General features: G+C 61.1%; 11 protein-coding genes. 3 read left to right on the top strand and 8 right to left on the bottom strand.

Annotation, left to right across the window (positions count from 1 at the left end):
- Positions 1-79: 79 nt before the first annotated feature.
- From NW844_RS02120 to NW844_RS02105, 4 genes are all read right to left on the bottom strand, one after another.
- Positions 80-553: a F0F1 ATP synthase subunit B' gene (locus tag NW844_RS02120; protein ID WP_414333062.1), complete on the bottom strand. Its 474-nt coding sequence runs from the start codon at positions 551-553 to the stop codon at positions 80-82.
- Positions 554-641: 88 nt separating this feature from the next.
- Positions 642-887 (bottom strand): ATP synthase F0 subunit C, encoded by a 246-nt coding sequence (gene atpE, locus NW844_RS02115; protein WP_011430931.1) that lies wholly within the window; start codon positions 885-887, stop codon positions 642-644.
- A gap of 218 nt (positions 888-1,105) precedes the next feature.
- A complete protein-coding gene (gene atpB, locus NW844_RS02110; RefSeq protein WP_414333059.1) occupies positions 1,106-1,852 on the bottom strand; it encodes a F0F1 ATP synthase subunit A in 747 nt (248 codons plus the stop codon).
- Between the two features lie 5 nt (positions 1,853-1,857).
- Positions 1,858-2,220: a hypothetical protein gene (locus tag NW844_RS02105; RefSeq protein WP_414333058.1), complete on the bottom strand. Its 363-nt coding sequence runs from the start codon at positions 2,218-2,220 to the stop codon at positions 1,858-1,860.
- 534 nt (positions 2,221-2,754) lie between these two features.
- On the opposite strand from NW844_RS02105, the gene NW844_RS02100 reads away from it, so the two are divergent.
- Both NW844_RS02100 and NW844_RS02095 read left to right on the top strand, forming a co-directional pair.
- Entirely contained in the window at positions 2,755-3,339 is a 585-nt protein-coding gene (locus NW844_RS02100) for a DUF3177 family protein (RefSeq protein WP_414333057.1), read from the top strand.
- The gene (locus NW844_RS02095) at positions 3,336-3,650 is read left to right on the top strand and encodes a hypothetical protein (protein WP_414333055.1); all 315 of its coding nucleotides are present in this window, start codon (positions 3,336-3,338) and stop codon (positions 3,648-3,650) included. Before NW844_RS02100 ends, NW844_RS02095 begins: the two co-directional genes overlap by 4 nt.
- Before the next feature lie 13 nt (positions 3,651-3,663).
- Here the strand turns inward: NW844_RS02095 and gpmI are convergent, their stop codons facing one another.
- From gpmI to mnmE, 4 genes are all read right to left on the bottom strand, one after another.
- Positions 3,664-5,256: a 2,3-bisphosphoglycerate-independent phosphoglycerate mutase gene (gene gpmI, locus NW844_RS02090; protein WP_414333053.1), complete on the bottom strand. Its 1,593-nt coding sequence runs from the start codon at positions 5,254-5,256 to the stop codon at positions 3,664-3,666.
- Between the two features lie 222 nt (positions 5,257-5,478).
- The gene (locus tag NW844_RS02085; RefSeq protein WP_414333052.1) at positions 5,479-5,985 is read right to left on the bottom strand and encodes a tetratricopeptide repeat protein; all 507 of its coding nucleotides are present in this window, start codon (positions 5,983-5,985) and stop codon (positions 5,479-5,481) included.
- A gap of 43 nt (positions 5,986-6,028) precedes the next feature.
- Positions 6,029-6,529, bottom strand: a complete 501-nt coding sequence (dps, locus tag NW844_RS02080) for a DNA starvation/stationary phase protection protein Dps (protein WP_414333050.1) — start codon at positions 6,527-6,529, stop codon at positions 6,029-6,031.
- 105 nt (positions 6,530-6,634) lie between these two features.
- The gene (gene mnmE / locus NW844_RS02075) at positions 6,635-8,014 is read right to left on the bottom strand and encodes a tRNA uridine-5-carboxymethylaminomethyl(34) synthesis GTPase MnmE (protein ID WP_414333048.1); all 1,380 of its coding nucleotides are present in this window, start codon (positions 8,012-8,014) and stop codon (positions 6,635-6,637) included.
- A gap of 156 nt (positions 8,015-8,170) precedes the next feature.
- Between mnmE and glgP the strand changes: the two genes are divergently transcribed.
- Entirely contained in the window at positions 8,171-10,771 is a 2,601-nt protein-coding gene (gene glgP, locus NW844_RS02070; RefSeq protein ID WP_414333046.1) for an alpha-glucan family phosphorylase, read from the top strand.
- Positions 10,772-10,788 lie beyond the last annotated feature (17 nt).

Genomic DNA, 10,788 nt, shown 5'->3' with positions numbered 1-10,788 from the left:
GCCATGGCCAAAAGCCAAGCGGGCATCAGGCTCCACACCAGCATCACGCGCTACTCCCAAGGAATGTTCAACCGGCCACTTAACGGGCGCTGCCCAACAGCTTCTCGGTGATCTGGGCGGCAATGGCATCCACTTGCTGCTGCAGTTGTTCGAGCGCCGTCTGCTTTTCCTGCTCAACTTGCCGCCGCGCCGCCTCCAGCTTGGCTTGGATCTCCGTCTGGGCTGCCGCCAGCTTCTCCGCACGGATGCGGGCTGCAGCCGCTTCCGCCTCGGCGATCACCTGCTGCGCCTGTAGGCGGGCCTTGCCGATCTCAGCCTCGTACTGGCGGGTCAGAGCCATCGCCTTGTCCAACCGCTCCTGGGCCTCCGCCTGGGTGGTGCGGATGTAGTCGTTGCGGCTGTCGATGACCCGAGTAACCGGCTCGTAGAAAAGGGAGTTGAGCACGGCCACCAGCAGCAGAAATTGGACGGCAATGATGGGCAAGGTGGCATCCAGATCGAAGAGGCCATTTTTCTCGGCAGCTTCGACGGCCAACAAAGTTGAACAAATCATGAGGCCGCACCAACAGAAACAGGATCTGAGATCGAGCAGGGAAGGGGGGCAAGACCCCAGCTCTCGGCCTGGGCCGCCCCCAGAGGCATTAGGCGAAGGGGTTGGCAAACAAAAGTACCAGTGCCACCACCAAGCCGTAGATGGTCAACGCTTCCATGAAGGCCAGGCTGACCAGCAGGTTGCCGCGGATTTTATCTTCTGCTTCCGGCTGACGGGCCAGCCCTTCCATAGCGGCGGCGGCAGCATTCCCCTGGCCCAGCCCCGGGCCCAGGGATCCCAGGCCAATTGCCAGAGCGGCAGACAAAACAGAAGCAGCAGAGGTTAACGGATCCATAGTGAGATGCTCCTTGTCAGTACAAAACAGAGGGTTGACACGAACGCAACAGCGCTTTGAGCGTCGAGGTGATCTGGCTTGATATTTAACCGATCGCCTCTTTGTCGGCGGCCTCTCGGCCCCAACAAACCTTACCAGAGAAGGGATCCCTTGCGACGACCCATTGGAGAGGTTTTGAGAGCTGGGCCCTGAACTCGGCGGTTGGCCCAACTCCTGGGTCAATCGTGGTGATCCCCACCCCCATGACCTTCCAGCGCCTCTCCAATGTAAGCTGCCGAGAGCGTCGCGAAGATCAAAGCCTGAATGGCCCCTGTAAACAGGAACAGGATCATCACCGGCACCGGGATCAACAACGGCACCAGCAACACCAACACCGCGATCACCAGCTCCTCTGCCAAGATGTTGCCGAACAGACGGAAGCTCAGCGAGAGAGGTTTGGTGAAATCTTCCAGGACGTTGATGGGCAACAGAACCGGCGTGGGCTCGATGTACTTTTTAAAGTAGGACAGCCCTCGCTTGCTAATACCGGCTACAAAATACATGACGCTGGTGAGCAGCGCCAAGCCGGCGGTGGTGTTGATGTCGTTGGTGGGAGAGGCCAGCTCTCCTTCCGGCAGGGGAATCAACTTCCAAGGGAAGAGGTTGCCCATCCAGTTGGAGACAAAGATGAACAAGAACAAGGTGCCAACATAGGGCACCCAGGGCCGGAAGTTGCGCTCGCCAATCTGGGCGCGGGCAATGCTTTGCACAAATTCCAGGGCATACTCAACGAAGTTTTGCAGGCCAGACGGCTCCCGCTGCAGTTGACGAGTCCCCAACAGCACCACGGCCAAGATCAGGGCGATGGCGATCCAACTGGCAATCAAAACCTGCCCGTGAACGGTGAATTTGCCCAGGTGCCAATAGAGGTGATGGCCGACCTCAAGTTCTGCTAGAAGAGGAGGAGAGGAGAAGAACAGGTTCATGGGCATCACGCAGAAGAGGATAAACGAGTCAGCGTCTGGACAAGATGAATGAGCAGGGCGACCTTGTAGGTCATGAACCCCAAAAAAATAGGCAAAATCTGTAAAGACTTCACCTGAGTGGCCAGGACGATCAGCCCGACAAACAGAGCCAAGCGCGTCACTCCCAGCCGGCTGCGACTTTTGCCCAGCTCCGCAACACCACGGCCCAGCATGCGCAGATAGACTACGCCAACGATTGCTCCGAGCAAGTAGTTGGCCGCCACCCCTGGGGAGTAGACCAGGGCCACTCCCACAGCGATGGCCAGACTCACGCCCAAGGTAACCACCACCAGCCATAGCTGCAGCGCTTCATAGCTCCTGCCAGCCATTGTCGCCTTCTCCCCCGAACCCGCTTCGCCCGGAGCAAGCGACGGCTGCGACGCACTCTGGCAGCCTAAATCCTCCTCCTGCTGGGACGGAGGCGGCGCCTCCTCTAGGGGAGGCAAAGGCTTGGGCTTCCACGGGGTCGCCTTCCAACGGGCAGGACTGTGGGAGAGAAGTCGGGAAGAACGTGCCATGGGAATGAGGTCACCACCTCTGAGGATCTGGCCTTAACCCAAAATAACACGACTAAGTAACAATACTTAACGAGTTGGGCCGGGCCAGGACGGGATGGAACCTTACAATCATCGCCTCGAAAGACGACTAGCCCTTCGACAGACGGAGATGTTCCTCTAAGAATCTACCACCTTCGCGGATCGGCAACGGCAAAAATGGAAAACTTTCTGAAAGCCCTCGGATGTAAAGTTTTGCCTAAGGTGGCCGAGAAGCTGCAATATTCTGTTACCTCCTGTTGTTTTGAGGTGGATCCCGCCGACCCTGCCGCTCTATATACTATGGGGCAGTGAGAAGAAAGGGCGAGGATGATCCCCGTGAGTTGGCTGGTCAAGGCGATCTGGGTGGACTACAGCTTGGCCGTGGCGCTGACGGTGGTGCTGCCGTTGGCTCTCCTAATTTGGGCTTTTGCGGTGGGGTTACGTCCTCTGATTCAGCTCTTGATCGTTTACTGGCGGGTGTCCAGCCTCTTGGCGGTGACGGTGTATTTGATGATTGGTGGCCTGCCCATCAGCTTCTTGAGCGGGGCGATGGCGCGGCTCTTGATCCCGGTCTGCCTGTGGTTCTGGCGAGATTGGAGCACTGCTCTCAGGCAGTCGAGAAGCTGGGCGGCACGAGCTTTTTTGCTCTGGCGGTGGGCTGTAACCGGTTACATGGGGGCCGGGATCCTCTTTTCGGGGGCCTTCGTGCCCTGCGCCTTCCGGGCTTCTCTATCGGCGGAGTGTCGAGCTTGGCTTGAGCCGCCGCTGGGGTTTCGAGAGATTTTCCATCCCAATGTGCCGCCGGAGCTGCTGGGGAGCGTGGGGGCGTGGGGCTTGGTGGCCTACCTGCTCTATAGCGTTTACTTTGTCTGGCGGCTGCGGCCCGGTGCAGACAAGGGGGAGCTGGCATGAGTGCTTTGCCCTGGCCGCTGGCCTTGGAGCGCTACAGCCAGGCTCACCCCCAGGAGGTGCTGCGGGTGGAGGTAGAAAGCGAGGGGGAAGTTGATTTGGTGCTGATCTACCGCGGCTACAGCAGCTCCCTGCGCCGGCCCACACCCCCCGATCCGGAAGTGGCGGTGATCCCTCCCCAGGCTCGCTTTTTGCAGTTGGAGCGCCTGAGCGCCCCCTATCACCCTGAGCGCTCGCAGGTTTTGGCCCTCTACCGCAACTGGGAAGAGCTGAGAGCTTGGCTGGCCCAGGCTGGGATCCCAGTGGCCGAGTGAGCAATTCCCGGTCTCAGCGCCCCACTGGGCTGGGTTGCCGCTGCAGGATGGTGTATTCTGCCGGCTGCAAGAGCGAGCGCCCTGTCATCTCGGCAGGTTGAGGCAGACCTAAGATCTCCAGAAGGGTGGGGGCCACGTCGGCCAGGGTGCCGTCGGAGCGCAGCTTGACGTTGCCGCCGCGACTGGGGATTTTGCGCTTTTCCCCCTCCACCAGGATGCAGGGGACGGGGTTGGTGGTGTGGGCGGTCCAAGGGTTGCCCTGCTCGTCCCACATCAGCTCGGCGTTGCCGTGATCCGCCAAGATTAAGGTGGTACCCCCCGCATCCACCACCGCCGCCAGCAGACGGCCCAGGCAGCGATCCACCGTCTCCAGCGCCCGCACGGTGGCCTCGAAGTTGCCGGTGTGGCCCACCATGTCGGGATTGGCATAGTTGAGCACCACCAGGCTGTATTCGCGGCGGGCGATAGCTTCGATAGCCTTGTCGGTCACCTCCACCGCCGACATCTCCGGCATCTGGTCGTAGGTGGCCACCAGCGGGCTTGGCACCAAGATGCGATCTTCGCCGGGAAAGGGCTGCTCGATGCCGCCGTTGAAGAAGTAGGTGACGTGGGCGTACTTTTCCGTCTCGGCAATGCGCAACTGCTTGAGGCCGGCCTCGCTCACCACTTGGCCCAGCAGGTGATCCAGGTTCTGGGGCTTAAAGAGCACCTGCACCGGCAAGGTTGGATCGTACTGCGTCATGGTGATAAAGGTGAGATCCGGAATCAGACGGCGCTGGAAACCGGAAAAGTCAGGGCAGACGAAGGCTTGGGTGAGCTGGCGGGCGCGATCCGGTCGGAAGTTGAAGAAGATGACTGCATCTCCCGGCTGCACCGCCCCCGGAGCCAAGCGAGTGGGGGGAATGAACTCGTCGGTAACATCCTGGGCGTAAAAGTCTTCCATGACCTCAGCAGCGCTGCGGCCACAGCCAGGGCCGTCTTCCGTCAGGATCTCGTAGGCCTTCTGGGTGCGCTCCCAACGGCGATCCCGATCCATGGCGTAGTAGCGGCCACTCAGGGTGGCGATGACGCCATTGCCCAGCCGTTGCAGCTCTTTTTCCAGGGCGGCCAGAACCCTGGCCCCGTCGCGAGGCAAGGTATCGCGGCCATCGGTGATGGCGTGGACATAGGCCGGGATCCCAGCCTGGGCCGCCAACTTAAGCAAGCCATAGAGATGGTCGATGTGGGAGTGAACCCCGCCTTCGGAGCAGAGGCCGATGAAATGAAAACGGCCCCCTCGCTCTTTGAGTTGGCAACACACCTCCAGCAAGAGGGGCTCCTGGAAGAGGGATCCCGTCTCGATGGCGTCGCTGATACGCACCAATTCTTGCGGTACCACCCGCCCTGCCCCCAACGTCAGATGCCCGACTTCAGAGTTGCCCATCTGTCCTGCCGGCAGGCCCACAGCTCGACCTGAGGCTTGCAGCAGAGCATGGGGATAGGCAGCCCAAAGGCTATCCAGGACAGGGGTTTGGGCAGCCAGCACCGCGTTGCCATCGAGAGCGTCCCGATAACCCCAGCCGTCCAGGATTACCAGAACCACAGGTGCTACCGATTGCGAATCCATGAAATGGCCTCTCGTTTTTAAGACATAATACCAGCCCCGGCAACACGATACCGGATCTTACATGTGTGCTCAAGATTTCCATATTTCAATCTTCTTTTGAGAGGATAAGGAAAGGCTTATAGAGGCATGATGAGCTTTTAAGCCCAACCCATCTGAACAACTGTGCCTCAGTCAAGAGTATTTCTGCGCATGGAATTGCAGAGGGAATCCCCAGGAGCTGGGCTACAAGCGTTTGCGCAGAGAATCCGAGCGGCGCTTGGCAATGGCATTTTGGGGATCCAACTTCAGGGCAGTTTCGTAAGCTTCCAGGCTTGGGCCATAGAGATTTTTCTTCTCATAGGCATGGGCCAGGTTGTTCCAAGCGGTCACATAGCCGGGATCCGCTGCCACTGCATCTTTGTAGTAGCGGATGGCCAGGTCGTATTGCCCCTGGCTGAAGTAGGCAAAACCGAGGGCGTTGCAGACGGGGGGAATGTTCTCCCCAGCCACCTCTAGAGCTTTTTTAAGCTGGACGATGGCCTGGTCGTAGAGACGCTTTTGCAGATAGACGCTGCCCAACTCGTAGTGCTCCTGTGGGGATCCCTTGCCTTTGCTCAGGCGAGGCTGGAGCTGCCGGATGACTTTTTCCTGGGCCCGCACCCGCAGCACCTCACGCAGGACGAAGTAGCCTGCCACGCTGAGGATACCGGCCAAAGCCACCAGGTACAGGAGGGGAGCGTTGACGCCCATTTTTGCCTACTCCACTTGCCTATCCAGATTTGGCTTGCCGACGTTACGCCTGCAGGTGAGCCTCGATGAACCAAAGATCTTTGTCGATCTGGCGGGAGATCTCGGTAAACAGGTCGGCGGTGTCGGCATCCCCCAGTTCGGTGGTGCGGTCGATGTTGCGGCGGACAGCAGCCGCATACTGGCCGTAGCGGGCCGCCAAAGCCTGCAGGTGAGTCCGCCCCTCCTCAGCCGTTAGGTCGTATTCGGGCAAGTTCGAGGTTTGGGCGACGATGCGAGCGGTACCGCGGGCAATGCCCCCCAGAGCCGTAATCCGCTCCGCCAGCATGTCTACGTAGTTTTCCAGGGTGCCGGCAAAGGTGTCGAACATCTCGTGCAGGGCGATGAAGTTCATGCCTTTGACGTTCCAATGGGCCTGCTTCACCTGGGTTTTCAGATCCAGCGTGTCCGCCAAGGACTGGTTGAGCAACTCCACCAGTTGCGCGCGGGCCTCGGCCGGCAAGTCGATCTGGGTGGGGTAGAGACGGGTTTTTGCGGCGGTAACCATAGCCAACCTCCTAAGTTGTGTCTCCATTATCCGGGATCCGCTGTGAGGATCCCCAACTCAGCCCATACTAACACAAACTCAGAATGAGTATGAGTTAGTGAGCACTTACTTGCCGATGCAGAAGCGGCTGAAGATCTGATCCAGCACCGCTTCGGAGATCTCCTCGCCGGTGATCTGGCCAAGGGCGTGCAGGGCGTCGCGCAGGTCGATGCTCCAGAAATCGAGGGGGAGCTGCGCCTGCATAGCCTGAACTACCTGTTCCAGGCTGGCTTGGGCCTGGCGGAGGGCGGCGGCCTGGCGCTGGTTAAGGCTCACCTCCAGGTTGGGCTGGGGCCGTCCCTGGGTGACAAGCTGCTCCAGGGCCTCTTCCAGCTCCGGGATCCCTTGGCCTTGGGCGGCGACGGCGGGGACGCGGTGGGTAATCTCGGCGGGGAGGGGGATCCCGTCAGGGGGGGCGAGGTCGGTTTTGTTGATGACCAAGATGAGAGGGCGGTGGCGAATGGACTCGTAGATGGCGGCGTCGGCATCCGTCCAGCCGGCTTGGGCGTCGATGACCAGCAGCAGCACATCGGCAGCCTGGGCCAGCCGTTGGGAGCGCTCCACCCCCAGACGTTCCACGGGATCGTCGGTGGCGCGAATGCCGGCAGTATCCAAAAGCTGGACGGGGATCCCTCTCACCACCAACTGGGATTCCACCACGTCGCGGGTGGTGCCGGGCAGGTCGGTGACGATGGCGCGGTCTTGGCCCGACCAGGCGTTGAGCAGGCTGGACTTGCCGACATTGGGCCGTCCGACGATGGCCACTTTCACCCCGGTGCGCAGCAGTTGCCCCCGCTCGGCGGTGGCCAGCAGGGCCTGCATCTGGGCCTGGATGGCTTGCAGCCGGGCCTGCCAAGCGGGAACATCCAGAGGGGGCAGATCCTCTTCAAAGTCGATGCGCGCCTCGATCTCGGCCAATAAGCCCAGCAGCTCCTGGCGCAGGGCGCGGATGGACTGTCCCAATTTGCCCTGCAGCCCCGCCAGCGCCATCTGGGCTGCCTGCGGGGAGCGAGCCGCCACCAGATCGGCCACACTTTCGGCCTGGGTGAGGTCGATGCGTCCGTTCAAGAAAGCCCGCAGGCTGAACTCCCCCGGCTGCGCCAGCCGTGCTCCCTGGCGCAGGCACTGCTGCAGCGTGGACTGAACCACCATGATGCCGCCGTGGCAGTGCAGCTCCACCACGTCCTCATGGGTGTAGGAGCGGGGGGCCTGCATCCAGACAGCTAGGGCCTCATCCAACCGCTGGCCCTTCTCATCGTGGATCCAGCCGTAGAGGAGGCGATGGCTCTCCCAGGTGGCGTTGCGGCGAGCGGGGGTAAAGATGGCCTGGGCAATGGCCAAAGCCCGCGAGCCGGAAAGGCGTACAATGCCAATGCTGCCCTGCTCGGGCACCACAGCAGTGGCAATGGCAGCAATGGTGTCGGCCAGGGGTGCAGTTAGATCCATACGTAACAAGGAATGCGCTATGCCTTGGTTCCCTGGAAGCGGCAGGTGGTACCTAGGCAGGATCCCGGCCTTCAACTCGAAAGAAGCTGTAAAAAACTGCGCTCTCCCGCCGAGGTCAGGGTAGCTTGGCAGTGGCGACCTGCACGCGTCCTAACTATGAAGCCGTTACGCACGTTTAAGGTTACTCCCTACCTGCCGGCTGCTCTGGAAAGTCTGCGCTTGCTGGCCTATAACCTGCATTTTAGTTGGAACGTGGAAACCCGCAGCCTGTTCCAGCGCATGGATCCGGATCTCTGGGATGCCTGTGGCCACAACCCGGTGGCTTTGCTGGGGCAGATGCGGCAGGAGCGGCTGGACGAGCTGGCGGAGGATCCCGGCTTTTTGGCCCAGTTGGAACGGGCCAGCCAACAGCTCCAGAGCTACCTGCAGGAAGACACCTGGTACCGCAAGTATCGCTCGGCCCAAGCGGTGGAAGGGGAGTGCTACGCCTATTTTTCAGCCGAGTTTGGTCTGGCCGATTGTCTGCCCATCTACTCAGGGGGCCTGGGGGTTTTGGCCGGGGATCACCTCAAGGCGGCCAGCGACCTGGGCCTGCCGCTGGTGGGGGTGGGCCTGCTCTACCAAAAGGGATATTTTCGCCAGTACCTCAACCCCGACGGCTGGCAGCAGGAGCGCTACCCTGTGAACGATTTCTTCAACATGCCCCTGGAGCTGCAGCGGGATGCGGAGGGCCGCGAGATTCGCATTGAGGTGGACTACCCCAAGCGCAAGGTGTTTGCCCGCATCTGGAAGGCGATGGTGGGGCGGGTGCCTCTGTATCTTTTGGACACCAACATCGAGCCCAACAGCCAGTACGACCAAGACATCACCGATGAGCTGTACGGCGGCGACCAGGACGTGCGCATCCACCAGGAGATCATGCTGGGCATCGGCGGCGTGCGGGCTTTGCGCGCCCTTGGCATCCATCCCACCGTCTACCACATGAACGAGGGGCACTCGGCTTTTTTGGCCGTGGAGCGCATCCGCCTGTTGATGCTGGAGCAGGGGCTGAGCTTTGAAGAGGCTTGGCAGGTGGCCAAGTCCAGCCAGATGTTTACCACCCACACGCCGGTACCCGCCGGGATCGACCTCTTCCCGCCGGACAAAATCGACTACTACCTCGGCTTCTACTACAGCCAGATGGGCCTGAGCCGGGAGCGCTTTTTGGCCCTGGGCCGCGAAAACACCGGCGACTTCCAGTCCCCCTTCAGCATGGCGGTGCTGGCCATCAACATGGCCTCGTTTGTCAACGGCGTCAGCAAGCTGCACGGGGCGGTCTCGCGCAAGATGTTCAGCCGGCTATGGCCCGGGATCCCGCTGGAGGAGGTGCCGATTACCTCCATCACCAACGGGGTGCATGTCCGCACCTGGGTGGGGGAAGAGAACCAAGCCCTCTACGATCGCTACCTGGGGCCGGATTGGGCGGAGGCTCCCCCCACCGATCCTCTTTGGCAAAAGGTGGATCGGATCCCGGATGGGGAACTGTGGCGGGCCCACGAGCGCAGCCGCTCCCGCTTGATCACCTTCACCCGCGAGCGCCTGGTGGAACAACTGCAAAAGCGGGCCGCCTCGGCAGTGGAGATTCAGCGAGCCTCCGAGGCCCTCAACCCAGAGGTGCTCACCATTGGCTTTGCCCGCCGCTTTGCCACCTACAAGCGGGCCACCCTCTTGCTCCACAACCTGGAACGGCTCAAGGCCTTGCTCAACCATCCCCAGTACCCGATGCAGTTTATCTTTGCCGGCAAGGCCCACCCCCGCGATACAGCCGGCAAAGAGTTGATCCGCCAGATCGTGCAGGTGTCGCGCCAGCCGGAGTTTCGCCAGCACTTAGTTTTCATCGAGGACTACGACATGTACATCACCAGCCTGATGGTGGCCGGCGTGGATGTGTGGCTGAACAACCCCTTGCGCCCTCGCGAGGCCAGCGGCACCAGCGGCATGAAGGCGGCGGCCAACGGTGGACAGAACCTGAGCATTTTGGATGGCTGGTGGGATGAGGCCGATTACTACCAGACCGGCTGGCCCATTGGCCGCGGCGAGGAATACGAGGATCGCGCCTACCAAGATGAGGTGGAGTCGAATGCCCTCTACGACCTGCTGGAACAAGAGGTTGCCCCTCTCTTTTACCAGCGCGGCAGCGATGGCCTGCCCCACGCCTGGATTCAGCGCATGAAGCAGGCGATTCGGCTCAACTGCCCCCGCTTCAGCACGCAGCGCATGGTGCTGGAGTATGCCGAGCGGGCCTACATCCCCCTCAGCAACTACTTTGACCGCATGCGCCGCGACAATTTCGAGTCGGCTCGCCAGTTCACCCGCTGGCGCAATCATTTGCAGGAGAACTGGTACAACATTCGGGTCCTCAATGTCCAGATTGAAACCCCGAAGAAAGCTTCCGCCGCCGGCCTCCCCTCGGCGCAAGATGACCAAGTGGTGATGGCCCGGGATCCCCTTACGGTGACTGTCGAGGTGCGGCTGGGATCCCTGCAGCCGCAGGACGTGATCGTCCAGGCCTACCAGGGGCCGGTGGACGACAACGGCCAGATCCAGAACGGCCAGGCGACCTCTTTGCCCCATGTGGAGACGATGGAGGATCGCGCCATCTTCTCCGGCCAGATTCGCTACGAGGCCAGCGGCCTACAGGGGCTGGCCATCCGCTTGTTGCCCTTTCACCCCGATATGCACGATCCCTATGAGCTGCGGCTGATGCTCTGGGCCTAGAATTCCCATTCCACCCA

The organism is Synechococcus sp. H55.2, assembly GCF_047462495.1.
Lineage (GTDB): Bacteria > Cyanobacteriota > Cyanobacteriia > Thermostichales > Thermostichaceae > Thermostichus.
This window is presented reverse-complemented; position numbering and strand designations above follow the sequence as displayed.